Below are 22,340 nucleotides of genomic sequence, written 5' to 3' on the forward strand. Positions count from 1 at the left end.
GGAAAAGGAACATGCAGGAGGGTTTATCATGCAAGGCATCATTACGTTCAAGGGAAAAGAAAAGGGACTGGAGATCTATTTGGATGAGCGGTCTACTTATCCCGTCCTGCGTGAAGAATTGATGGAAAAGCTGAAAAAGAATCAGGATTTTTTCCGCGACAGCGATACGCGGGTGGTGATTCGCGGGAAAAAGCTTTCGGAAGCCCAGCGAAAAGAGCTGCGGCGGGTGTTTTCTATGGATTTCGGCATCCGCGACGTTATTTATGGAGACGAAGCGGACCTCATGCGCGAGGCAGAGCTGAAGATCGAAAAGCCGCCGGTCAAAAAGCCGGAGCCCGATGAGTACAGGGAAGAGGTAGAGCTTGTGTCGGGTGCGTATTTCGACGCGCAGTCGATTTTTATAAACCATACGGTGCGCAGCGGGCAGCGCATCGAGTGCGAGGGGGATATCGTCGTCCTCGGCGACGTCAATCCGGGCGGTGAAGTCATCGCCGGAGGCAGCATCGCGGTGTTCGGCCGGCTGCGCGGCCTTGCACACGCGGGCTGCTCGGGCCGGAAGGACGTGTGCGTCGCGGCGGTCAATATGTGCCCGAAGCAGCTGCGCCTTTCGGGCCGGGTAGTGACGTTCCCGGACCGGGAAGAGACCGGCGGACCGGAGGTCGCGGAGATGCGGGACGGAAAAGTCGTGATACGGCCGGTCAGCGTGAAATAAAGATACGGCGTCCGTATATTTTGCGCGGCGCCGGCAGCGGAAGTAATTTATATAGGTGAGAGGAAGAGTATATGGAAAATGTAATTGTGATCACATCCGGAAAAGGCGGGGTCGGCAAAACGACTTCTACGGCGAACCTCGGAACAGGCCTTGCCATGCAGGGCAAAAAGGTCGTGCTGGTCGATACGGATATCGGACTGCGCAATTTGGATGTAGTGCTTGGGCTTGAAAACCGCATCGTTTACGACCTTGTAGACGTAGTGGAGGGCACCTGTAAATTAAAGCAGGCGCTCATCAAGGATAAACGCTATGAGGGACTGTATCTGCTTCCCGCAGCACAGACGAGAAATAAAATGGCAGTCGCGCCGGAGCAGATGAAAGAGCTGATCGCAGAGCTGGAGCAGGAATTTGATTACGTGCTGATAGACTGCCCGGCCGGCATTGAACGCGGCTTTAAAAACGCGGTGGCGGGTGCGAAATCTGCAATCGTCGTGACGGTTCCTGAGGTATCGTCTGTGCGCGACGCGGACCGCATCATCGGCCTGCTGTCGGCAAGCGGCATCGAGGATGTGCGGCTCCTCATCAATCGCCTGCGTCCGGACCTCGTTCGTAAAGGGGATATGCTTGCGATCGACGATACGCTGGAGATCCTTGGGATAGACCTCATCGGCGTCATTCCGGAGGACGAGATGATCTTCCGCTCATCGAATTTGGGAGAACCGGCCGTGACGGATAAGGCTTCCCTTGCAGGAGAGGCCTACCGGAACGTTACGAGGCGCATTATGGGAGAAGACGTTCCCATGCTTGACCTTGAGCAGAAAACGGGCTTCTTTGGGCGCATCAAGCGGCTGTTTTCAAAATAAGCGGGGGGAATTGACATGGGATGGTTTTTTAACAGGAAGAAGAGCAGTCAGGTGGCAAAAGACCGGCTGAAGCTCGTACTGATCTACGACCGCGCGGGAACGACGTCCAACGATGATATGATCAATATGATCAAAAAAGATATCATGGCGGTCATTTCAAAGTACGTAGAGATCGACGAATCGGAATTTGAGATCGACTTCAAAAATGTGCAGAATCAGGAGGAAGAGGGCGTTTCCTCCCAGATCGCGATGAACATTCCGATCAAGAAGATCAAGCAGATGGTGAAAAATGCGGGTCGGTGACCCGCGGCGGCCGTCTGTCTGCAGCTTAAGCCCGCTCTGTCTGCGTAAATGACCGGAACCGGAACAGAAATAAACCATGCCTAACAGGGGAAACGGCGGCGTGTCCGCTGTGCTGCGCGTCCATACGGCGGGACGGGCAGCCTTGCGCGCATGGTTTTTTCATCAGTAAGAATGGAGCGTATATGAAGGGAAAACTCATCAATCGGAATATGTGGAAGTATGTGGACTGGTTCCTCGTCGTGATCATCGTGATCTTGGTGGGCTACAGTCTGCTTTCCATACTGAACGCCACGGCGAGCCCGTTTACGGGAGACGAAACGACATTTGCGGAATTTATCGCAAATCTCGACCTTTCGACGGTAGGCATGCAATTCATTTTTTTCCTCATTGGTCTTGGCTGCATGTTTGTCGTCATGCTGATCGATTATCACAGCTTGGCTCACTTTACGGACTGGATATACTGGATATCCATCGCTCTTTTGGTGGCGGTGCTGTTTTTCGGAAGCACCCAAAACGGAACGTCGGGCTGGTTCATGATCGGGAACAGGGGCTTTCAGCCGGGAGAGCTGTGCAAGATACTGATCATTATCGTATTGGCAAAAACGTTTGCGGATAAAACAGAGGGCAATGAGGACGGCATACAGACGCTCGGAGACCTGTTCCCTCTGCTGTGGCGCATCCTGATTCCTGTCGTGCTCATCGCTGCGCAGCCGGATCTCGGAACAGCGACCGTATACATCGTCATTTTTGTCGTGATACTGTTCATGGCAAAGCCGAGCCTCAAGGTAGTGCTCTGCCTGCTCGCGATCGTAGGCGTCATCATTGCGGCCTACCTGATTTACAGCGCGCAGGAGAACAATTACGTCTGGCGGCGCGTCCTTGCCTTTTTCAATCCCGAGGCGGAGGTCGTGCAGGAGGCGGACGCGACCATGCAGATGGATCAGGCAAAGATGGCGATCGGCTCCGGCCAGTTTTTCGGGAAAGGCCTCTTTACGCCGGGCGCCCTTTCGCAGCTCGGCTATGTGCCGGAGAGTCAGAACGACTTTATTTTTGCCGTTACAGTGGAGGCATTCGGCTTTTTAGGCGGCATTATCCTGATCATTCTTTATTTCCTGCTGATCGGGCGTACGTTCATGCTTTCTCTGCGTGCACGGGATGATTTCGGCGCATACATCATCATCGGCGTGGCAGCCATGATCCTGTTCCATGTCGTAGAGAATATTGGCATGAATGTCGGGATATTGCCCGTAACAGGCATACCGCTTCCGTTTTTTTCGGCCGGCGGTTCGAGTATGGTGATGAACTGTATCGCCATGGGCATGGTGATCAGCGTGGATATGCGCCGCCAGCGCTGGCAGGGCCAATAACGGCCGGAGGGCTTAAAATACAAAAGAAAGCTGAAGATACGGCGCCGCTTGCAAACGGCGCCGTATCTGTTTTCGCATAGTGCCCGGCCCGCTCCTGCCATATTGAGCCATGCGGGAAGATATGTTATAATGAGCAGCGTTATAGATATTCGGTGCCTGCGGGCACGGTGAGGGATATGGAGAATCGATGGAAGAGAGCAGAACGTTGTGCGGCGCTGCCGGTTTTGAGCGCTTGCTGAAAAACGTGGAGAAGCCGGCGCGGTATGTCGGCGGAGAACTGAACAGCGTCATAAAAGAGCCGGGGGAAGCAGAGGTCAATTTTGCGCTTTGTTTTGCAGACGTTTATGAAGTAGGCATGAGCCATCTCGGCATCAATATTTTATATGAAGTGCTCAATGCGCTTCCAAACGTATGGGCGCAGCGCGTGTTCTGCCCGTGGACGGATATGCTGGAGGCGCTGCGCATGTGCGGAGAGCCGCTCCGTTCACTTGAGGGCGGTATGCCGCTCTGCGATTTTGATCTTGTGGGCATCAACCTTTCCTATGAAATGTGCTATTCCAATGTGCTTGCCATGCTGGATATGGGGAAGCTTCCGATGCTTGCTGAAGACAGGGGCGACGGTGATCCGGTCGTGGTCGGCGGAGGTGCGTGCACTGTAAATCCGGAGCCGGTCGCGGCGTTTTTCGACCTTTTTGTGCTGGGCGAAGGGGAAGAGGTCTCTCGTGAGCTTTGCGCGCTGTATGCGCGGCATAAAAAAGAGGGGTTTTCGCGCGCCGCGTTCCTGCGGGATGCGGCAGGGCTGGAGGGAGTCTATGTTCCCGCCTTTTATGAGCCGGTCTATCATGAAAACGGAACGATACGGGAGATCGCGGTGAAGCAGAACGGCGCGCCTGCCGTCGTCAAAAAACGTATTGTGGAAAATTTTGATGCGGAGCAAACGGTCAGAAAGCCTGTTCTGCCTTATATCGGCACGGTGCACGACCGCTGCACGCTCGAGATCATGCGCGGCTGTCCGCGCGGCTGCCGCTTTTGTCAGGCGGGGTTCGCCATGCGCCCGGTGCGCGAACGCCGGGCGGAAACAGTACGCGAGACAGCGCGCAGTGTGATAGCTGCGACCGGCTATGACGAAATATCCCTTTCCTCGCTTTCCTCCGGAGACTATTCTGAAATTGACGGTCTGGTAAACGGTTTGGTGGAGGAATTCCGGGAAAAGCGCGTTTCGGTCTCTCTGCCCTCCCTGCGCATCGACAGCTTTGAGGCGGATCTGGCCTCCGGGCTTCAGCAGGTGCGGAAAACAGGGCTTACCTTTGCGCCGGAAGCAGGTACACAGCGTCTGCGCGATGTCATCAATAAAAATATCACGCAGGAGGAGATCATCGGCGCGGTCACACGGGCCTTTGAAAGCGGTGTTTCCACCGTTAAGTTATATTTTATGATTGGGCTGCCGACCGAGACTACCGAGGACCTTGACGGTATCGCGGATATGGTGAAGAGTATCCGCGAGGCGTTTTACAGCGTGCCCAAAGACAGACGGAACGGTTTTCTGAATATCACGGTGTCTGCGTCCTGCTTTGTACCCAAGGCGTGCACGCCGTTTATGTGGGAGGCGCAGGATACGGTTGAAATGCTGGCGCAGAAGCAGCAGTATCTGTGCGGGAAGCTGAAAATGAAGGGCGTAAAATTCAATTATCACGACGCGTCGACTTCTTTTCTGGAGGCGGTGCTCGCGCGCGGCGACCGGCGGCTTGCGCCCGCGCTGCTTGCGGCCTACCGGAGCGGAGCGGTCATGGACGCGTGGTACGAATTTTTCTCTTTGGAGCGCTATATGGAAGCATTCCGCGCCTGCGGGATCGACCCGGCGTTTTATGCGAACCGGGAGAGGAACGCAGATGAGGTCATGCCGTTCGAGCATCTTGACTGCCGGATCAGCAAAGCGTTTTTATGGCAGGAACGCGAAAAAGCCTATGAAGGCGTCACGACGCAGGAGTGCCGGAAGCAGTGCCATGCGTGCGGGATACAGAAATATTGCGCCCTCGCAAAGCAAAAGCGGCATGTGGACGCATGAGGAACACGAAAGAAAAGAGAGAGATGAAAGTAATTATCAAATACAGCCGCCACGGAGCACGCATGAAATATCCGATTTGACGGAGCACAAGCGACAGGCAAAGAGAGATAGTTCAGCGGTTCTTTTGCAGGTGAAGCGGAGCGGGACCGAAAAAGAACAACCTCTAAAAACGAAAGAAAAGAGAACTATGAAAGTAATTATCAAATACAACCGCCACGGAGCACGCATGAAATATCCGATTTGACGGAGCGCAAGCGACAGGCAAAGAGAGATAGTTCAGCGGTTCTTTTGCAGGTGAAGCGGAGCGGGACCGAAAAAGAACATCCTCTAAAAACGAAAGAAAAGAGAACTATGAAAGTAATTATCAAATACAGCCGCCACGGAGCAGTCAAATACATATCCCATCTCGATATGCAGCGCGCATTCGGACGAGCGGTGCGCAGGGCAAACCTGCCCGCGGAATATTCTCATGGCTTCAATCCCCACATCGTGATGTCGTTCGCCGCGCCGCTGTCGGTAGGCTACGAGACGGAGGGAGACTATCTCGAGCTGTCTCTTGCACAGGATATGAGGCCGGAAGAGGTGAAGCGGGCGCTGAACGCCGTATTGCCAACTGAGCTTCGGGTGCTTCATGTGCATGCCGTGTCCGGGACCAAAAAACTGATGGCGCAAAGCGAAAGCGCCGCCTACAGGGTGAAATTTCATTTTCAAAACGATGAGGATTGTGATAAAATAAAAGAGGCGGCGGGGCGGCTTTGTGCAGCAGAGCGATATATTGCCCGGGATAGGAAAAACAGGGAGATCGATATTCGCCCGCTGCTTCTCGAAGCGGAGGTGCAGGAGGATGAGGTGCGTCTGCTTTTGAAAAATGCAAGCGGCGCGGCGCTCAATCCGGCGGTCGTGGCAGAAGCGCTTTTGCAGGAGGCGGGCTTGCAGGCCGGCTGGAGCGTATGCCGCACGGAATGCTACACGATGGAGAACGGGAAGCGGATCCCGTTTTATGAATATGTTTTTTAAAAATTGAAGGAGCCAACGATGTTAAAAAGGATCATCGCCGACGCCAATGCGCATGAAGCCCGCGTAGCCCTTATGGAGGGCAGGGAACTGGTGGAAATACAGGTCGAAACGCGCGGAAAAGAGCGTCTTGTCGGCAACATTTACAAAGGGAGGGTAGCCAATATCCTTCCGGGGATGCAGGCCGCTTTCATTGATGTAGGCCTCGATAAAAACGCATTTTTATATGCCGGGGATATCCTGTGCGACGAGTCGGATTTTGTTTTTGAAGCGGGCGCAGATGAAGCGCACATCAAAAAGAAACTGGAAGTTCCCAATATCAAAGAGCTATTGAAGCCGAATCAGGAGATCATGGTGCAGGTCTTAAAGCAGCCGGGCGGAACGAAGGGGGCGCGCGTCACAACGCACATCACCCTGCCGAACAGGCTGCTCGTTCTGATGCCGACGGTAGATCATGTGGGCGTTTCCCGCAGGATAGAGGACGAGAAGAAGCGGGAAGAGCTGAAAGAGCTTTTGACGCGCCTGAAGCCGAAGAATATGGGTGTGATCGTCCGTACGCTTGCAGAGCAGGCAACGGACGAAGAGATCGAAGCGGAGCTGAAGTTCCTTGTGCGCCTGTGGCAGAAGGTGCAGGAGAAAGCCGACTTTGTGACTGCGCCGCGCCTGATCCATGCGGAAGAAACGCTTTTGTTCCGTACCGTGCGCGATATGTTCACGCCGGATGTGGACGAATTTATCATCAACGATAAGGACTATTATGAAAAAGTGCTTGCTGTCGTGAGTATCGTTTCGCCGGGGATGGAAAAGCGGCTGAAGCTATTTGAGCACGAGGGTAATATTTTCGATTACTACGAGATCGAGGATAAGATCGGCAAGGCGCTCCAGCGCAAGGTATGGATGAAAAACGGCTGCTATCTTGTGATCGATGAGACGGAAGCGCTGACGGTCGTGGATGTGAACACCGGAAAGTATATCGGCGAGGACAATCTTCAGGATACGATCCTGAACGCGAACATCGAAGCGGCGCAGGAGATCGCGCGGCAGCTTCGCCTGCGGGATATAAGCGGGATCATCGTCATCGATTTCATCGATATGGAATCCGACGAAAATAAGCACAAGGTGGTAGACGCGCTCAAAGAGGCGCTGAAAAACGACCGCACCAAATCCAATGTGCTGGGCATGACCGAGCTCGGCCTTGTGGAGATGACGCGCAAAAAGACGCGGCGCAAGCTTTCGGCCCTCACGCAGGCGGTATGCCCGTGCTGCAACGGTTCGGGGCGTGTGTATAACCTTGAAAATATGGCGATGCGCGTCCGGCGGGAGATCATCCGGTCGGTCGAGCCGGACGAACAGGGTATGTTCATCGTGGATGTATCGGATACGCTTGCAGATTATATCATTTCACGCAACAACCAAAATCAGGCGATCCTGCCGCATTTTGAAAACGCGCATTTTTTCATCAGGAGCACGCGGAATGCGCATCCTGAACAGATTATCATTACGCGGGTAACGGATAAGAATGCTCTTTCCGACACACAGGTTTTCTGTTGACAGCAGCCCCCCGTTATGGTATCATAATTAACTGAGCCGCTCGCATAGGCATGAACGCGCACCACAGCGGTGCGGGCCGACTGCGGCGAGACTGGGTAAGGGAGGTAAAGGTCATGTATGCAATCATCAGATCCGGCGGTAAGCAGTATAAAGTGGAGCCCGGAACGGTAGTCAAGGTTGAAAAGCTGGACGCGGAGGTAGGCTCTGAGGTCACGTTTGAAGCGCTGATGGCGTCGGACGGAAAAACGGTCCAGATCGGAGACCCGGTTCTTGCGGAATTGGTCGTCAAGGGCAAAGTGCTTGCACAGGATAAGGCAAAGAAAGTCATCGTGTTCAAGTATAAGCCGAAGAAGGATTACCGCAAGAAGCAGGGACACAGACAGCCGTATACAAAAATAGAGATCGTACAGGTCGGCACAGAGACTGCGAAAGCAAAGCCGGCCGCTGCGAAAAAAGACAGCGCTGCAAAGACGGCTGAAAAATCTGCTGCGGAAAAGAAGCCCGCTGCAAAAAAGACGGCTGAAAAGCCTGCTGCGGAGAAGAAGCCCGCTGCAAAAAAGACGGCTGAAAAGCCTGCTGCGGAGAAGAAGCCCGCTGCAAAGAAAACAGCTGAAAAGCCTGCTGCGGAAAAGAAGCCCGCTGCAAAGAAAACAGCTGAAAAGCCTGCTGAGAAACCGGCAGAGTGATCCCGGAATTTATGTAGAAGCGAGGTGTTATTTCTATGGCACATAAGAAAGGTGTAGGCAGTTCGAGAAACGGACGCGATTCTGAATCCAAACGCCTCGGCATCAAGCGTTCGGACGGACAATATGTACTCGCAGGCAACATTCTGGTTCGCCAGAGGGGTACGAAGATCCATCCCGGCGTCAATGTCGGCCGCGGCGGCGACGATACGCTGTTCGCTCTTGAAAGCGGCATCGTAAAGTTTGAGCGCAAGGGCAGAGACAAAAAACAGGTCAGCGTTTACGCGAACTGAATCAAGATGCAAAAAAGGCATTCCTGAGGGAATGCCTTTTTTATGCGGGGCGCATCCGCCAAAACGGCCAGCGTTTCCGTTTTATTTTTTCAGATGGAAAAGTTGACGAAACCGGGGAAAAGCTATAAGATGGTAAAATAGAAGATTTATTATGGGAGAATAGCGCCGCGCAGCGGCCCCGGTAAGGAAAATGGACAAGAAAAAACGCAGCATTTATATTTCGACAGAATTGGTCCTTATTCTGGTGCTTCTTGCAGCGGCGGTCCTGATCACGATGCTGATGGAGCCCCATGAAATACGCACGGTGATGATCAGCGCGATCTTTGTAGTCGTCGTGATTTATTTTATCGTATCCACGCTGCGCAAGGAGCGGTGGTTTGCAATCGCGGGGCAGATCCTTACAGATTGCTCGGATGAGATCGACAAATATGTGAACGCGGTGACGATGCCCACCGCTATTACGAAAAAGAACGGCGTGATCGGCTGGCATAATCCTGCTTTTTCCATGCTGGCTGGCATGCGCTGTGAGGGCAGGAATATTTTCCGCATTTTTCCGGAGCTGCATAAACCGGCGAAAGACCGCAAGGTACGTATCGGCAACGTCACCTATGTCAAGGAGGTGATCCCGGCACGGTTCGGCGGCAAAGAATATACCATTTACCGGCTGATCGACGTCAATAACACCTACGAAGCGTCCGACCTGTACCGTATCGTAACAGCGGCGGTCTGTCATATTCAGGTGGACGCATACGGCGATCTCCTGCGCGGAACGGCGCAGGAGGGGCACGCTAAGCTCGACGCAGAGGTCGACCGTATCATTGCAAGGCAAACGGCGAATGTGCGGGGCGTTTATCAGAAATATGACCGGGATAAATACCTGATGTTCTTTGAACGGCGATATCTGTCCTCGCTGATGCAGAGCAAATTTTCCATATTGAACGATGTAAAGGGGATCGAGACGGGAAACGCCGCGTTTGTTCCGACGCTCAGTATCGGCGCGGGTGTAGGGAACAATCCGGAGGAGGCGAACCGCAATGCGGTCGCGGCGCTGGAGCTGGCGCTTGGCCGCGGCGGCGATCAGGCGGTCTTAAAGGACGAGGGCGGCTATAAATTTTACGGCGGCGGCCAGCAGGCGATCGAGAAGCGCACGCGCGTTAAGGCGAGAATGTTCTCGCACGCGATGAAAAACCTGATGGAACAATGCGATACGGTGGTGACTATGGGGCATTCGGTTCCGGACCTCGACTGTATGGGGGCGGCGCTCGGCATCCACGCATGCGCCCGGCAGGCGGGCAAGCGGAGCTATATCGTCCTCGATAAGCCGAATGCGGCCGTTCAGGGCCTCGTCGACGAGATGAAGCGGGATCCGGACTACAGGGACGTTCTGGTGACGCCTGCCGAGGCAGAGCATCTGCTGGAGGGCCAGTCGATGCTGGTGGTCGTGGATACGCAGATGGAGGATTATACCATCGCGCCGCAGCTCGTGGGGCAGGCGGGCACGCTGGTGGTGATCGACCATCATGTGCGGGGAACGACGCACATTGAATCCCCGACGCTCTCACTGTATGAGCCGTATGCGTCCTCCACGGCCGAAATGGTAACGGAGATCATCGAATATTTTTCGGATAAGATTTATATCAAGCCGCTTGAGGTCGAGGCGCTTCTTGCAGGAATCACGATCGACACCAAGGGCTTCTCGTTCAAAACGGGGGTGCGTACCTTTGAAGCGGCCTCCTACCTGCGTAAGCTGGGTGCGGATACAACGACGATCCGGCATTTGTTTCAGGATGATCTTGAGACGTTTTCGACCCGTGCAAGCGTCGTACAGAATGCAAAGGTACAGGACGGCGTCGCGGTCTCGTGGTGTCCGGAGGGGGCGAAGAATCCGCAGCTTTTGGCGGCGCAGGCAGCCGATTCGCTGATCGGGATACGGGGGATAAAGGCCTCGTTCGTGCTGTGCCGGCAGGGAGATACGGTGATCGTGTCCGGCCGGTCGATCGGCGGCATCAACGTCCAGCGTATTCTGGAAAAGCTCGGCGGCGGCGGACACGCGACGATCGCGGGAGCACAGCTGAAAGGAATAGACGGGGACGCCGCGGAAAAAGAGCTGCGGCGGGCCATTGAAGAATATAAGAAGGAGAGCTAAAGCAGATGAAAGTAATTTTGACGGAAGACGTAAAGGGCAAAGGAAAAGCGGGAGATATCGTAAACGTGAGCGATGGATATGCGCGCAATTTCCTGTTTCCGAAAAAACTGGCGAAACAGGCCAATGCGCAGAATCTGAACGCTGCGACGATCGCACATGCGGCGGAAAAACACAGGAAAGATGTGGAAAAGCAGGACGCGCGGGAGCTTGCCGACCGCATTTCGGGCATGACGCTCGTGATCCCCGCCAAGCATGGGGAAAACGGTAAGCTGTTCGGGGCGATCACCGCAAAAGAGATCGCCGCCGAAATGGAAAAAAAGCTGGGCGTTATGATCGATAAAAAGAAATTCTCTGTTCCGAACATCAAGGAGCTGGGAGAATATGATGTGAGCGTCAAGGTCTATGCGGAGGTGAGCACCGCATTCAAGGTAGAGGTAGTAGATGGCTGACGGAGCCGCGCGCGTCCCGCAGGGGCGGATCGCGCCGAATAATCTGGAAGCAGAGCAGTCGATCCTCGGCAGCATGCTCCTGAACGAAAAGTGCGTGTTTGAGGCAATGGAGAGCCTGCGCGAAACGGATTTTTACCAGCAGCAGCACCGGAATATCTTCCGCGCAATGGACGAACTGGTTCGCGCGGGCGTTTCTGTGGATATGGTCACGGTCAGCCAAAAGCTTGAGCAGGAGGGCAATATGCCGATGGGCGGCATGGAATATCTTTCCGGGCTCACGATGACCGTTCCGTCGGTCGCTAACCTCAAGCATTACATTCGTATCGTAAAGGAAAAGGCGTCGCTCCGGGAGATGATCGACGTGTGCATGAAGATCACGGACGATTGTTACCGGGGAGAGCAGGACGCGCGGGAGATCGCCAACGCGGCTGCGACGGCGATCCTGCGGCTCGCACTTCAGGATGAGCGCAGTTCGCTGCAGCATCTTTCCGCGGCGCTGCAGCAAAGCTATGTCATCATCAGCGAGGCGATGAAAAACAAGGACGGCCTCATGGGCCTGCCCGCGGGCTTCCCGCTGATGGATAAGATGCTGTCCGGTCTGCAGGGCGGGCAGCTCATCGTGATCGCCGGACGCCCGGGCATGGGAAAAACGAGCTTTGCCATGAATATGGTGGAGTATATCGGCCTTACGCAAAAGGCGGTTTGTCTTGTGTTCTCACTCGAAATGTCGGCTGATCAGCTCGCAACGCGTATGCTTTGCTCGCAGGCGCGGGTGGATAGTCAGGACGCGCGCACCGGAAAGATCGGTACTGTAGAGATCAATAAATTTGCGGAGGCAATGAAGGAGCTTTCGGGAACGGAGATCTATATCGACGATTCCGCGTCCATCACGCCGACGGAAATGCTCGCCAAGGCGCAGAGCCTCAAGAAGAGCAAAGGGCTCGGCCTCATTGCGATCGACTATCTGCAGCTGATGCAGGCAGGCGGACGCGCGGAAAGCCGTCAGCAGGAGGTCGCGCAGATCACGCGGACGCTCAAGATCATGGCAAAGGAGCTCAATGTTCCGATTTTGCTGCTGTCCCAGCTTTCCCGTGCCTCGGAAAAGCGGGATAAAAAGTCGCGCTATCCGATGCTTTCCGACCTGCGTGAATCGGGTGCGATCGAACAGGATGCCGATGTGGTCATCTTCCTCCACCGGGAGGACTATTATCCGGAGGACAAGATACCGGAAAATATGGGGAAAGCGCGTATCATCATCGCCAAGCAGAGAAGCGGTCCAACGGGGGCGATCTCTATGCAGTGGCAGGGTGAATACACGAAATATATGGAAGTGGATTATGTCCACGACGAAGAGGAGGCGCCGGAATATTGATCACCAACCAATGGTTTTGCGGGCTTTCGGACGATGCAAAAACGATACGCGAAAAGGTGTTCGTGGAGGAACAGGGATTTCCGCCGGAGGACGAATTTGACGTATTCGACAGTCAATCGATGCACGTCGTCATCTACGACGGGGAAAAGCCCGTCGGAACGGGGCGCGTGTATCACGACGGAAAGACGTTCCGCATCGGCCGCATCTGTGTGCTGAAAGAAGAACGGAAACAGGGGATAGGCGACCTCATGATGCGCGTCCTGCTCGTCAAGGCGTTCGAATTCGAGCCGTCACAGGTGCGTATCGACGCACAGGAGCAGGCCAAAGCGTTCTATGAAAATTTTGGTTTCCGGCAGGATGGGGAACGGACGGACGATCATGGCGTGCCGCATATCCCCATGTGCGTCACAAAGGAGACGCTCGTTTTTAAAAGCGGCTGCGGAAAAGAAATGCATTTCAAGGAAATATTCCCGGAAAAGGGATAAAATAGTTCGGAAGCGGACAAGAAAGAATGAAAAACCGGACGGTTCAGAGAAGCGCCCGGTTTTTTTAACCGTCATCATTCTTGCCGATGCCGGCATGCATAAAACTTCAGGATGTGAATGCGAAATAAAGTCCAAGCGTTCCGTCTGATATGGATACGCCGAGCTGGAGGTTATCCCTGCGCAAGACAATACCGGCCGAAGCGGGATTGCTGTCTGCCGCGATCTCGCGGAACCCGGCCTCTTTGAGCGCGCTGACATACTGCTCTCCCTGTTCCCGCGTGATACCGGAAAGAAAAACGGAATAGTAATCGCAGCCGTCCGACTCCCCGGAAAGAATAAAATCAGGCGTACCGTACTCGGGCCGGGGAATACTTTCCGTATATTCGTTTTCCGGCCATGCGCCGATTGTCTCCCGCGTGATATCGGGCAAAGCCTGCGTCGCGGAAACAGACGGCGCGCAGCCGGCTGTAAGAAATACGGCGCAAATGATACAGCAAAGTAGAAAAAGAAATTTTTTCATATGATCGTTTTTTTCTTTCCGTCAGGTGCGCGGATGCATATCGTTGTTTTTGCCGCCGAATTTTGGACGAAGGAAAAGCCAGACTGTGATGCAGGCGAAAACGGCGAGTAGGAGCGGAAGAATAAAAGAGATCATGCTCCAGCTTCCGGAGGAAACGAAAATCCGCGTTGGGCCGTCCGCACCGCCGATGACCGCAGTATCGCCTTCAGCGGGAAAAACCGCGAGCGGCATATTCGGGATATTGAACAGAAAGGCAAGCCACGGGGCGGCGTTCAGAAAGGCGAGAAACAGAGTGGTCGCAAGAAAGATATACTTTACCGCTGCCGGCCGGTAGACTGCATTCATGCCCTTCGAGATCGTTTTCGCCGGGCCGAGGCTCTCGACGGCCGCGCGTTCAGCTTCCTCCTGCGCCCGCCCGCCGCGCATAAGCTCCGCCGTTTTTTGTTCGATGTGATCCGAAAGCTCCGCGCGGAACAGCTCGCGTTCCCGCCGGGAACGGATATTCCGGCATACGGAGTCGATGTAATCGCAGGCGGTCTTTTGCAGCTTCATCACGCCCTGCCTCCTATCATCTGTTCCATTGCCGCGGAAAAGGCCCGCCATTCCTTTTTTTTCGTGTGCAGCTGCCTTTTGCCGCGCTCCGTGATCTTATAATATTTGCGCATGCGGCCGTTTTCCGCCTTGACAGCATAGGAATCGATATAGCCGTCCTTCTGCATGGAATGCAGCACCGGATAGAGGGTGCCCTCCTGAAATTCGAATACATTGCACGACTGGGCCGAAAGCTCGCTGATGATCTGATATCCATACATATCCCGGACTTCCAGCAGATGCAGGATCAGAAGGGATGTACCCACTGAGGTCATACTTTTATCAAATTTCATCGAATATCATTTCTTTCCGTGACTTGTACAAAAAAATACCTTGGATATCTATGCTTGAATTATACATAGATATCCAAGGTATGTCAAGCGCTTTCAGGCGATCAGTATTGTTCGTGATGAACGCGGTCCACTGCGATCTCGGGATGCGGCTTCGCATGCTCGGCAGGATGCCCTATCGAGATCACGCTGAACGGGATGATATCCTCCGGAACACCGAGGATACGGCGAACGCCCGCCGGCCCCTCCTCGGTAGGATAGCAGCCGAGCCATACCGCACCGAGCCCTATTCCCTCGGCAGCGACAAGAATGTTCTGGGTCGCCGCCGCGCAGTCCTGAATAAAAAAGTCCTTATGCGTACCGGGATAATCCCGGAGGTTCGCGCATACGACAATGGAAAGAGCGGCGTTTTTCAGCATGCCCCAATATTGCCGGACGGTGGAAAGCTCCGCAAGGCGCCCGCGGTCACGCACGACGATAAATTCCCACGGCCGGGCATTCCGGGCGCTGGGGGCGCTGAACCCTGCTGATAAGAGCAGCTCCTCCTGCTCTTTCGACACGGGCTCGTCCGTATATTTCCGGACGCTCCTGCGCCCTAAAACACAAGTCAATCGTTCCATTCGATCAGCCTCCTCTTCCTGCTCAAAATTGATAGAATAATTTTACTATATCTTATATAGGCACGATTTGCAAATTTTAAACCGGGAGGCTATAATACAATATGTAGTAGAAAAGAAGAATGCTCCACTACAAGGAGTATAAGGGGAACCGATCATGATCAAGCTTGAAATCACGCAGGAACATCAGGGGCTTCGCATCACACAGTGCGTGTCGGAGTTTTTGCCGGAGCTTCAATCCCTGAATTTGAAAAAGATGATCAAGGCAGGGGACATCAAGCTGAACGGCTGCCTGATCAAAAAAGATTTTGAAGTAGAGCCGGGGGATATCATCGAGGTCTATGTGCCCATAGAATTTCAGCGTTTTCCGTTGCTCGATATCGTGTATGAGGATAAAAACCTCATTGTGCTCAACAAGCAGCCGGGAACGGTGGTGGTAGGACGGGTGGACCGCAATACGCCTGAGCTGATGTCGATGGTCATCAACTATATGCGCGATGCGGGGGAATATTCCGAAGAATCGGGCTGTATCCCGTTCGCCTGCTTTAAGCTTGACGTTTATACGGGCGGGCTTGTGCTGTTCGCCAAAAACGCGGAATATTTCGAGGCGCTGCGGGAGGCCGTGCGCCAGCGCAGGCTCGCGCGGACGTTTCGGGCCATCGTCAAGGGCTGTCCGGAATATGAGCGGGGCGAGTTCCAGCATTTTTATGTGAAGGACGGGGACGACAAATACCGGGTGTCCGCAAAAAAGATGCGGGGCAGCGTGCCGATCTACACGCGCTACCGGGTACTCGAAAGCAACGGGATATTCAGCGTCGTGGAAATAGAGCCGGTGACGCAGTACCTAAATCAGGAGCGCGCGCATATGGAAGCGGCCGGTTATCCGATCCTCGGCGACCGCCTGTACGGAGACGCACGGGCCAATAAAAAGCTGGGTATCAAATATCAGGCGCTATGGGCGAACAGGATCCGGTTCAACACGGGCGTGAACAATATGCTCGAATACCTGAACGGGAAAACCATAGAAACGGAGGATATCGATTTTCCGCTCGTGAATTTTGAATGAGCGGAAAACGTTATTCGGCAGGAATTTCAAATAAGCTCCACGGGAAGCATTGGGGCGGAGGACAAGTAAACGTCAGCCGCTCTTTTTTTGTTGGGTGAAGAAAGGAAAGGCCGTATGCCCACAGGCACAGCCGGGGGGATTGCGCACCGCCGTATTTGACGTCGCCCGCAAGAGGAGCGCCCGCGTGGGCAAGCTGTACGCGGATCTGGTGCGGCCGTCCCGTTTTCAGGGAAATATCAGCGAGGGAAAACCCACCGCAGCGGCCGGCGACGCGGTAGGAAAGCTCCGCATGCTTCGCGCCGGGCGTTCCCGCGGGAACGACGCACGAGATATTCGTCCTGCCGTCCTTCAGAAGCTCGTCCGCAAGCACGCCGCTGTCCGGGAGACTGCCCGCGGTCACAGCGTAATACCGCTTGGAAAGGGAACGGTCCTGTACCTGCGCGGACAGCCGTGCAGCCGCCTTGGAGGTGCGTGCGAACACCATCACGCCGCCCGCCGGACGGTCGAGGCGGTGCACAAGGCCCAGATAGACGGCTCCGGGCTTTTGATATTTTTCCTTGATATACGCCTTCAAAAGGGTGAGAAAATCCAAATCGCGCGATGAATCCGCCTGTGAAGGCATGTTCTGCGGCTTCACCGCAACGAGGATATGATTATCCTCATACAGGATATCCGGCGTCATGTATGCCACCTCGTCGTCGTGCCGCAGGGAAGGAGCACCTCCTGCCCCTGAACGGGCAGGCACAGGTCCCCCGCATCGATCGTTCCGCCCCGCCCCGCGAGGCATATTCTAAGAAGATTTTGGCATACGACGGAGGAAAGGCCGGTGGTATAGGAGTTGACGAGGAAGAAAAGCGGCGTATCCGACAGGAGCTTCGCCGTCTCGCCGACCAGATGAAAGAGGTCGTCCTCCGTACGGAACACTTTTCCGTCCGCGCCCCGGCCGTAGCTCGGCGGGTCCATGACGATGCCGTCGTAGCGGTTTCCCCGCCGCTGCTCGCGCAGGACGAATTTCAGGCAGTCGTCCGCAAGGATGCGCACCGGACGGTCCGCAAGGCCGGAGAGCGTCAGGTTTTCTTTCGCCCAACCGTTCATACTGCGCGCCGCGTCGATATGCGTGACCTGCGCGCCCGCCTGCGCACAGGCAAGCGTCGCGCCTCCCGTGTAGGCAAACAGGTTCAGAACGCGCGGCTTGAAAGAGGCCCTGCGGATCATGTCCGCCATAAAATCCCAGTTCGCCGCCTGCTCGGGGAATAATCCGGTGTGCTTGAAGCCGGTAGGCCGCACATAAAACTTCAGGCCGCCGTAAGAGACGGTCCAGCGTTCGGGAAGCTGTTTGAAAAATTTCCACGAACCGCCGCCGCGGTCGCTGCGCAGATATTCCGCGTGCGCCGTATTCCACAGGGCCGGAGCCTGCTTGGCCCAGATGACCTGCGGATCGGGGCGGGAGAGGATAACGTCTCCCCATTTTTCGAGCTTCATGCCATCCCCGGCGTCGAGTATGGTATAGTCCTGCCAGCCGTCTGTCAAAAACATGCTTCCTACTCCGTTTCTCTTTTTATCTCTATCATTTTACCACAAACAGAGGTGCGGATACTATCCCGTATGCTATAATGGGAGGAACGAAAATAACGACCGGAGGAAGCCATGAAACTGAAAGCATACGCAAAGCTGAACCTGTCCCTTGCGATCACTGGAACGAGACCGGACGGCATGCACGAGCTCGATATGCTGATGCAGAGCATCTCCCTTGCGGACGAGCTCACCATCCGGCCGGCGGAGCGGACGGTTCTCCGCTGCGGCGGAATGGCGGCGGACGAGAGCAATACGGCGCTGCGCGCCGCGCGGCTGTTCTTTGAAGCGGCGGGGCGCAAGGGAGGCGCAGAGATCACGCTGAAAAAGCATATCCCCGCGCAGGCGGGGCTCGGCGGCGGGAGCAGCGACGCAGGCGCGGTGCTTTCCGCGCTCAACAGGCTGTACGGCATGCCTCTTTCCATGGAAACGATGACGGCGCTTGCCGTGCGAATCGGCGCGGACGTGCCCTTTTTCCTGCACGGCGGGTGTATGCGCGCACAGGGGATCGGCGAACGCCTTGCCCCGGTGCAAAATGAATGCAAATTCTCCTATCTGCTTGTGAAGCCGGAGGGCGGGGTCCCCACAGGCCCGGCATACGCGAAATATCATGAGCTCCCGGCCATCATGCCCGATGTCGGCAAGGCCGCAAAGGCCCTTGCGCGCGGCGACCGCGCGGCCTATTTTGCGGCTGCCGGGAATTCGCTGCTGCCCGCCGGAAAGGCTCTTTGTCCGCAGGTGGGAGCTATCCTGCGGGAAATGAAAGCATACGGCGCGGATTTTTCCATGATGACGGGAAGCGGAAGCTGTGTATTTGCCGTGTTCTCCGATGCGGAAAAAGAGGCAAAGGCGTTCGCAGCGTTTGCGGAACGATATCCGTTCTGTGCGCGGGCGGCCGATACGGACAGGGCATCCATGGAGGAGACGGAATGAACAAACGGGAAGAAAATATGGAGCGGACGCGCGCGGCGTTGGCGGGGAAACGGTTCATCTGTTCGTACAGCGGCGGCAAAGACAGTACCCTCGCGCTTTACCGCGCGGTGCTTGCGGGAGGGGAGCCGCAGGCAGTTTTTATGACCTATAATGAGGACGCGGGGCGCACATGGTTCCACGGCGTGCCGGAGGATGTTGTGCGCCGGGCGCAGCAGGCGCTTGGCATTCCGGTGAGGATATTGCGTACGCCGGGGGAGCGGTATGCGGAGCGGCTGGAGGAAGAGCTGCGCCTGCAAAGGGCGGAGGGTGCCGCAGCATGCGTTTTTGGGGATATCGATCTTGCAGAGCATCTTGCATGGTGCACGGAGCGCTGCGAAAACGCAGGGATAGAAGGTGTTTTTCCCCTGTGGCAGGAAACGCGGGAATCGCTCGTATATGAATTTATCGACAGCGGCTTTACTGCACACATCACAGTGATCGATAGGGAACGGCTGAGCGGGCGCTTCTTGGGAGAAAAGCTCACACGGGAGGTAGCGGAGGCAATCCGCGCGGAGGGTGCGGACATCTGCGGGGAAAACGGGGAATACCACACGTTCGTTTCGGACGGCCCGCTGTATGAGACGCCCGTGCCGCATACATTCGGAAAGCCCATACGGCAGGGGCAGTATGCCATATTGCCGCTGAAATGATCAAAAAGGGCGCGGCTTCTTCAGCCGCACCCTTTTGGCTTGTGTGTATCACGCGCTTACGCCATCATATAGGAAGCATACTTTTCGATATATTCAACAAAGGTGCGTTCTATCAGCGCCTGTCCCGCTTCGTTCGGGTGAATGCCGTCCTCGCAGATGAGAGAGCGGTATTCCGGCCGGCGCAGGAATGCGCCGCGCACGTTGATAAGGTGTGCGTCCGCGAACTGCGCGACCTTTTCGATGGTATAGGAATATTTTTCCTGCCACCAATAAATTTTGGATACGTCGTGCAGCCACTTTAAAATATTGTGGGCGCGCTGCGGGTCGTTTTTTGTGAACCAACGGAAATAGGCGGGCGCGTTGAGCGGCGGCAAGTTCATCAGCACAGGTATCTTACCGAGCTTTTTTAACGCTTCCACCATACGCAGCATGTTGGTCTCAAACGCCGAAACGGGCGTATTGGGCAAATGGACCGCAGTCGGGTTCTGCGCCACCTCGTCCCATTTATAGTCGCAATCGTTCCCGCCGTATTCGATGAGGACGAGATCGGGATTGACGTCGGTCAGCTTTTCTGCAAGGAGCTGCCTTCCGTGCGCGGAGGTTGTTCCGAATTTGGAGCAGTCGTGCACGCTCGGGCGGATGATGGATTTCAGCTTTCGGATAAATCCGTCTTTAGAAAAAACATACCGCTTCTTCTCAGGCTGGAATACGACGCCCTTAGCGACCGAATCGCCTATCACGAGAATTGATTGAACAAATTTCTGATTCATACTGTTTACCTGCCGTTTATCGGTTTCTGCTAATCAAAATGTATCATTTTAAAAATATTTTTACAAGGGAAAACCTGTAAAAAATCCCTGTAAAACGGGAATGTTCAAAAAGAATTTAAAATTTCCCGGACGCGCATTTGTTGAAAAAAAGACGGGAAATCATTATAATCATTCCATAAGGCATGCATACGCATTCTGTCCGGTACGCAAAACGGGAGAGTTAGTTTGAGAAAATACAGCAAAGAAAAACGCCGGGATACGCCGGCGCGCAGCTTCATACGGAAGCATAAAAAGAAGCTTACGGCGCTTTTTATCGCCGCGGCATGCGTGATCGCTGCGGCTGTGATTTTTATGGGCCTTGCAACGCGGCAGGGCTTTGAATCGAGTTTTCTTATGACGCGGGATACGGTCAAGGTCGGCCTGCGTACGGATGTGGCAGGCTTTGGCAGCGTGGACGAGGAAGGAAACCTCGTGGGCTTTGACCGGGATTACATCGACGCGATCCTCACCGAGCTTCTTGGCGGGCAGACAAAGATCTATGAATATTATCCGCTCACCTCACAGGACGCGGGCGGCGCCATCAAATATGGAACGGTGGATATCGCGCTTGGGCTTCTCACGGAGGGAACGGATAAAACAAAGGGCTTTACGCTCACAAAGCCCTATTATGTGGACGACGTAGTCGTGGTGACACGGGCGGATTCCCGTGCGCAGGGGCTCGCCGATGTCGAAAGTGAAGAGATCGGCCTGCTTTCGACCGCCGTTCCATCCTCCGGCTTTGCGGATCATTTGGAAAGCATGGGGCTCACGTTCGAGGTGCTGCGTTATTCGGATTATGAAAGTGCGACGCTTGACCTCGATGCGGGACGTGTTTCTGCAGTCGCGATGCCGCGCGCGCTTTCCCGGCAGTTCGAAGACGCAGGCTACCGGATCCTTGCAGAGCCCGCATGGGAAATAGGCTATAGCATCATGCTCCCAACAGGGCAGGGGGCGGTGGAAACGGAATTCAACCGTGTGATCGACCAGTTTGAAGCGGATGGGACTACGCTTGCGCTGGCACAAAAATGGGGACTGTAACGGAATTATGATTGGGTGGAAAGCAATGGAAGAACGAAATTTTGAATGGAAACTGGAAGAGCTCCGGCGCCAGACGGAAAAGCTGGAGGCGCTTCCCGCGCTCTTAAAAGACCTTGAGCAGCAGGGAGTCAACATGGCGGAGGCGGAGAACAGGATGCGCGATACGGTGAAAAACGCTGCGCGTCTGATAAACGGCATGGTCGTTGTGCTGGAATCCATGCAGCGGGAGCAGATGCAGATGCGCTATTCTCTGCTTGAAAAAACAGGCGAACTGAAAAAGAGGCTCGACCTCTATTCGGAAGAGACCGTCCGGCGGCTCGACTCTGCGGCGCGCGGACAGGAAGAAGCCGTCCGCAAAGAGCAGAGCGAGCGGAACGCATTTTGGGAGCGGTTTGAAAAGAAACGGGCGGAGGAACAGAAAAAGCTCCGTTCAGGTATGCGCGCGGCGCTTGCGCTCACCGCTGTTTTTGGCGGCGTAACGGTGGCGCTGCTTCTTTTGTTCCGCTTTTTTCTGTAAAAAACAAAAAAATTTTTATAAAAATGTTTCGCACGCCCCGCATGTGGTTATATTGACAGTGTGTAGGGCTGTGTGTTAATATGAACACATAGGGTGAGCTCCAAAACTCCCCGTTACCCACAAATAAAATGTGTCAGGAGGACAAACGGAGTGAAAATCAAAAACATCAGTGAACCGCAGAAATTCTTTGAGCTTCTCAAGGACTGCAAGGGCAAGGTAGAGCTCGTTACGTCGGAAGGCGACAGGCTGAACCTGAAATCGACGCTGTGCCAGTATATTGCGCTGACGCAGATGTTCAAGGATGCGCAGATCGACGAACTGGATCTGATCGTATCTGAGCCCGAGGATCTTAATCTCTTGCTGAACTATCTGGTAAGAGGTTAACCCCCTTACGA

General features: G+C 54.8%; 26 protein-coding genes. 19 read left to right on the forward strand and 7 right to left on the reverse strand.

Annotation, left to right across the window (positions count from 1 at the left end; genetic code table 11):
- Positions 1-28: 28 nt before the first annotated feature.
- From minC to PUP29_RS10240, 13 genes are all read left to right on the forward strand, one after another.
- Positions 29-712 (forward strand): septum site-determining protein MinC, encoded by a 684-nt coding sequence (gene minC / locus PUP29_RS10180; protein WP_079546026.1) that lies wholly within the window; start codon positions 29-31, stop codon positions 710-712.
- Between the two features lie 71 nt (positions 713-783).
- Positions 784-1,575, forward strand: coding sequence for a septum site-determining protein MinD (gene minD / locus PUP29_RS10185; RefSeq protein ID WP_079546025.1), 792 nt, complete (start codon positions 784-786; stop codon positions 1,573-1,575).
- 15 nt (positions 1,576-1,590) lie between these two features.
- Positions 1,591-1,878, forward strand: a complete 288-nt coding sequence (gene minE / locus PUP29_RS10190; protein WP_079546024.1) for a cell division topological specificity factor MinE — start codon at positions 1,591-1,593, stop codon at positions 1,876-1,878.
- 182 nt (positions 1,879-2,060) lie between these two features.
- Positions 2,061-3,245: an FtsW/RodA/SpoVE family cell cycle protein gene (locus PUP29_RS10195; RefSeq protein WP_079546023.1), complete on the forward strand. Its 1,185-nt coding sequence runs from the start codon at positions 2,061-2,063 to the stop codon at positions 3,243-3,245.
- A 187-nt stretch (positions 3,246-3,432) separates the two neighbouring features.
- Positions 3,433-5,310: a TIGR03960 family B12-binding radical SAM protein gene (locus tag PUP29_RS10200; RefSeq protein WP_353423215.1), complete on the forward strand. Its 1,878-nt coding sequence runs from the start codon at positions 3,433-3,435 to the stop codon at positions 5,308-5,310.
- A 351-nt stretch (positions 5,311-5,661) separates the two neighbouring features.
- Entirely contained in the window at positions 5,662-6,327 is a 666-nt protein-coding gene (locus tag PUP29_RS10205) for a TIGR03936 family radical SAM-associated protein (RefSeq protein WP_353423216.1), read from the forward strand.
- A gap of 18 nt (positions 6,328-6,345) precedes the next feature.
- Positions 6,346-7,875 (forward strand): Rne/Rng family ribonuclease, encoded by a 1,530-nt coding sequence (locus PUP29_RS10210; RefSeq protein WP_079546019.1) that lies wholly within the window; start codon positions 6,346-6,348, stop codon positions 7,873-7,875.
- 113 nt (positions 7,876-7,988) lie between these two features.
- Positions 7,989-8,561 carry a 50S ribosomal protein L21 gene (gene rplU / locus PUP29_RS10215; RefSeq protein ID WP_079546018.1) on the forward strand — a complete coding sequence of 191 codons (573 nt, stop codon included), beginning with the start codon at positions 7,989-7,991 and terminating at the stop codon, positions 8,559-8,561.
- A gap of 35 nt (positions 8,562-8,596) precedes the next feature.
- Positions 8,597-8,851, forward strand: coding sequence for a 50S ribosomal protein L27 (gene rpmA, locus PUP29_RS10220; protein WP_079546017.1), 255 nt, complete (start codon positions 8,597-8,599; stop codon positions 8,849-8,851).
- A 190-nt stretch (positions 8,852-9,041) separates the two neighbouring features.
- Positions 9,042-10,997, forward strand: coding sequence for a DHH family phosphoesterase (locus PUP29_RS10225; protein WP_079546016.1), 1,956 nt, complete (start codon positions 9,042-9,044; stop codon positions 10,995-10,997).
- A gap of 5 nt (positions 10,998-11,002) precedes the next feature.
- Positions 11,003-11,446, forward strand: a complete 444-nt coding sequence (rplI, locus tag PUP29_RS10230; protein ID WP_079546015.1) for a 50S ribosomal protein L9 — start codon at positions 11,003-11,005, stop codon at positions 11,444-11,446.
- Positions 11,439-12,818 carry a replicative DNA helicase gene (gene dnaB, locus PUP29_RS10235; protein WP_079546014.1) on the forward strand — a complete coding sequence of 460 codons (1,380 nt, stop codon included), beginning with the start codon at positions 11,439-11,441 and terminating at the stop codon, positions 12,816-12,818. The genes rplI and dnaB overlap by 8 nt, the downstream gene beginning before the upstream one ends.
- Entirely contained in the window at positions 12,815-13,303 is a 489-nt protein-coding gene (locus PUP29_RS10240) for a GNAT family N-acetyltransferase (RefSeq protein WP_353423219.1), read from the forward strand. Before dnaB ends, PUP29_RS10240 begins: the two co-directional genes overlap by 4 nt.
- 106 nt (positions 13,304-13,409) lie before the next feature.
- On the opposite strand, the gene PUP29_RS10245 is transcribed toward PUP29_RS10240, so the two are convergent.
- The 4 genes from PUP29_RS10245 to PUP29_RS10260 all read right to left on the reverse strand — a co-directional run bounded on the left by PUP29_RS10245 (position 13,410) and on the right by PUP29_RS10260 (position 15,324).
- A complete protein-coding gene (locus PUP29_RS10245) occupies positions 13,410-13,823 on the reverse strand; it encodes a hypothetical protein (protein WP_079546012.1) in 414 nt (137 codons plus the stop codon).
- A 21-nt stretch (positions 13,824-13,844) separates the two neighbouring features.
- Positions 13,845-14,375, reverse strand: coding sequence for a permease prefix domain 1-containing protein (locus tag PUP29_RS10250; protein WP_079546011.1), 531 nt, complete (start codon positions 14,373-14,375; stop codon positions 13,845-13,847).
- A complete protein-coding gene (locus PUP29_RS10255; RefSeq protein ID WP_079546010.1) occupies positions 14,375-14,707 on the reverse strand; it encodes a PadR family transcriptional regulator in 333 nt (110 codons plus the stop codon). The genes PUP29_RS10250 and PUP29_RS10255 overlap by 1 nt, the downstream gene beginning before the upstream one ends.
- Before the next feature lie 101 nt (positions 14,708-14,808).
- Positions 14,809-15,324, reverse strand: a complete 516-nt coding sequence (locus PUP29_RS10260; protein ID WP_079546009.1) for a nitroreductase family protein — start codon at positions 15,322-15,324, stop codon at positions 14,809-14,811.
- A gap of 154 nt (positions 15,325-15,478) precedes the next feature.
- On the opposite strand from PUP29_RS10260, the gene PUP29_RS10265 reads away from it, so the two are divergent.
- Complete coding sequence (locus PUP29_RS10265; protein WP_079546008.1) at positions 15,479-16,387, forward strand: pseudouridine synthase; 909 nt, start codon at positions 15,479-15,481, stop codon at positions 16,385-16,387.
- 10 nt (positions 16,388-16,397) lie between these two features.
- Here PUP29_RS10265 and PUP29_RS10270 read toward each other — a convergent pair whose 3' ends face one another.
- Positions 16,398-17,069 (reverse strand): RluA family pseudouridine synthase, encoded by a 672-nt coding sequence (locus PUP29_RS10270; protein ID WP_079546007.1) that lies wholly within the window; start codon positions 17,067-17,069, stop codon positions 16,398-16,400.
- The gene (locus tag PUP29_RS10275; RefSeq protein ID WP_079546006.1) at positions 17,066-17,923 is read right to left on the reverse strand and encodes a class I SAM-dependent methyltransferase; all 858 of its coding nucleotides are present in this window, start codon (positions 17,921-17,923) and stop codon (positions 17,066-17,068) included. Before PUP29_RS10275 ends, PUP29_RS10270 begins: the two co-directional genes overlap by 4 nt.
- 111 nt (positions 17,924-18,034) lie before the next feature.
- On the opposite strand from PUP29_RS10275, the gene ispE reads away from it, so the two are divergent.
- Positions 18,035-18,892: a 4-(cytidine 5'-diphospho)-2-C-methyl-D-erythritol kinase gene (ispE, locus tag PUP29_RS10280; RefSeq protein ID WP_079546005.1), complete on the forward strand. Its 858-nt coding sequence runs from the start codon at positions 18,035-18,037 to the stop codon at positions 18,890-18,892.
- A complete protein-coding gene (locus tag PUP29_RS10285; protein ID WP_353423222.1) occupies positions 18,889-19,581 on the forward strand; it encodes a diphthine--ammonia ligase in 693 nt (230 codons plus the stop codon). The genes ispE and PUP29_RS10285 overlap by 4 nt, the downstream gene beginning before the upstream one ends.
- 56 nt (positions 19,582-19,637) lie before the next feature.
- Here the strand turns inward: PUP29_RS10285 and PUP29_RS10290 are convergent, their stop codons facing one another.
- On the reverse strand, positions 19,638-20,351 hold the full coding sequence (locus tag PUP29_RS10290) for an SGNH/GDSL hydrolase family protein (protein ID WP_079546004.1): 714 nt from the start codon (positions 20,349-20,351) through the stop codon (positions 19,638-19,640).
- Positions 20,352-20,576: 225 nt separating this feature from the next.
- On the opposite strand from PUP29_RS10290, the gene PUP29_RS10295 reads away from it, so the two are divergent.
- The 3 genes from PUP29_RS10295 (at position 20,577) to PUP29_RS10305 (ending at position 22,329) form a co-directional block, all read left to right on the forward strand.
- Positions 20,577-21,428 (forward strand): substrate-binding periplasmic protein, encoded by an 852-nt coding sequence (locus tag PUP29_RS10295; protein ID WP_079546003.1) that lies wholly within the window; start codon positions 20,577-20,579, stop codon positions 21,426-21,428.
- Positions 21,429-21,453: 25 nt separating this feature from the next.
- On the forward strand, positions 21,454-21,945 hold the full coding sequence (locus PUP29_RS10300; RefSeq protein ID WP_079546002.1) for a hypothetical protein: 492 nt from the start codon (positions 21,454-21,456) through the stop codon (positions 21,943-21,945).
- Positions 21,946-22,095: 150 nt separating this feature from the next.
- Positions 22,096-22,329 (forward strand): hypothetical protein, encoded by a 234-nt coding sequence (locus tag PUP29_RS10305; RefSeq protein ID WP_046442406.1) that lies wholly within the window; start codon positions 22,096-22,098, stop codon positions 22,327-22,329.
- Positions 22,330-22,340 lie beyond the last annotated feature (11 nt).

The sequence above is a fragment of the Christensenella massiliensis genome (genome assembly GCF_040409835.1).
Classification (GTDB): Bacteria; Bacillota; Clostridia; order Christensenellales; family Christensenellaceae; genus Christensenella; species Christensenella massiliensis.

Coding starts and splice junctions, on each gene's coding strand:
- PUP29_RS10210 (WP_079546019.1), top strand. CDS start 6,346: ATGTTAAAAAGGATCATCGCCGACGCCAATGCGCATGAAGCCCGCGTA.
- rpmA (WP_079546017.1), top strand. CDS start 8,597: ATGGCACATAAGAAAGGTGTAGGCAGTTCGAGAAACGGACGCGATTCT.
- PUP29_RS10285 (WP_353423222.1), top strand. CDS start 18,889: ATGAACAAACGGGAAGAAAATATGGAGCGGACGCGCGCGGCGTTGGCG.
- rplU (WP_079546018.1), top strand. CDS start 7,989: ATGTATGCAATCATCAGATCCGGCGGTAAGCAGTATAAAGTGGAGCCC.
- minD (WP_079546025.1), top strand. CDS start 784: ATGGAAAATGTAATTGTGATCACATCCGGAAAAGGCGGGGTCGGCAAA.
- dnaB (WP_079546014.1), top strand. CDS start 11,439: ATGGCTGACGGAGCCGCGCGCGTCCCGCAGGGGCGGATCGCGCCGAAT.
- PUP29_RS10195 (WP_079546023.1), top strand. CDS start 2,061: ATGAAGGGAAAACTCATCAATCGGAATATGTGGAAGTATGTGGACTGG.
- PUP29_RS10300 (WP_079546002.1), top strand. CDS start 21,454: ATGGAAGAACGAAATTTTGAATGGAAACTGGAAGAGCTCCGGCGCCAG.
- PUP29_RS10270 (WP_079546007.1), bottom strand. CDS start 17,069: ATGACGCCGGATATCCTGTATGAGGATAATCATATCCTCGTTGCGGTG.
- PUP29_RS10245 (WP_079546012.1), bottom strand. CDS start 13,823: ATGAAAAAATTTCTTTTTCTACTTTGCTGTATCATTTGCGCCGTATTT.
- PUP29_RS10255 (WP_079546010.1), bottom strand. CDS start 14,707: ATGAAATTTGATAAAAGTATGACCTCAGTGGGTACATCCCTTCTGATC.
- ispE (WP_079546005.1), top strand. CDS start 18,035: ATGAAACTGAAAGCATACGCAAAGCTGAACCTGTCCCTTGCGATCACT.
- PUP29_RS10205 (WP_353423216.1), top strand. CDS start 5,662: ATGAAAGTAATTATCAAATACAGCCGCCACGGAGCAGTCAAATACATA.
- PUP29_RS10260 (WP_079546009.1), bottom strand. CDS start 15,324: ATGGAACGATTGACTTGTGTTTTAGGGCGCAGGAGCGTCCGGAAATAT.
- PUP29_RS10225 (WP_079546016.1), top strand. CDS start 9,042: ATGGACAAGAAAAAACGCAGCATTTATATTTCGACAGAATTGGTCCTT.
- rplI (WP_079546015.1), top strand. CDS start 11,003: ATGAAAGTAATTTTGACGGAAGACGTAAAGGGCAAAGGAAAAGCGGGA.
- minC (WP_079546026.1), top strand. CDS start 29: ATGCAAGGCATCATTACGTTCAAGGGAAAAGAAAAGGGACTGGAGATC.
- PUP29_RS10265 (WP_079546008.1), top strand. CDS start 15,479: ATGATCAAGCTTGAAATCACGCAGGAACATCAGGGGCTTCGCATCACA.
- PUP29_RS10275 (WP_079546006.1), bottom strand. CDS start 17,923: ATGTTTTTGACAGACGGCTGGCAGGACTATACCATACTCGACGCCGGG.
- PUP29_RS10200 (WP_353423215.1), top strand. CDS start 3,433: ATGGAAGAGAGCAGAACGTTGTGCGGCGCTGCCGGTTTTGAGCGCTTG.
- PUP29_RS10250 (WP_079546011.1), bottom strand. CDS start 14,375: ATGAAGCTGCAAAAGACCGCCTGCGATTACATCGACTCCGTATGCCGG.
- minE (WP_079546024.1), top strand. CDS start 1,591: ATGGGATGGTTTTTTAACAGGAAGAAGAGCAGTCAGGTGGCAAAAGAC.
- PUP29_RS10290 (WP_079546004.1), bottom strand. CDS start 20,351: ATGAATCAGAAATTTGTTCAATCAATTCTCGTGATAGGCGATTCGGTC.